This window comes from Dellaglioa sp. CoH-57-MRSF-20 (assembly GCF_056781955.1).
Genome location: NZ_JBXAXV010000245.1, coordinates 1 through 281, shown reverse-complemented (window position 1 = coordinate 281; position 281 = coordinate 1). Strand labels below are relative to the sequence as shown.

Here is a 281-nt window from a genome sequence, read left to right as displayed (position 1 = left end):
CTGTATTGTGGACCGCTGTCACCTGCTTATAGGTGCGTGCCAAAGTCCGGCCTATCCAATCTGGCGTTATCAGGAGCACCGCGTCACCTGTCGTGAGCGCATCGATCACGCGCTCGTGCGCCGGGCCTTCCGCGTCAAGTAGCTGTGTGGCTTGCCTGTCCTCGATGACGAGTGCCGGGTACGGTATGTCCTCGTCGTGTATAACTACTATCATTCTTCCCTCCTATACATAGTCCTGCATCTTAAATTACAGAGAGCGCTATTGTCAATGAGGGTGAACT

The 281-nt window shown here is 54.1% G+C and carries 1 protein-coding gene; it reads right to left on the bottom strand.

The features are described from left to right. Window positions 1–214: hypothetical protein (locus tag AC1RPN_RS08925; protein ID WP_481763833.1), on the bottom strand; the 214-nt coding region annotated here is incomplete at its 3' end. Window positions 215–281: the final 67 nt, after the last annotated feature.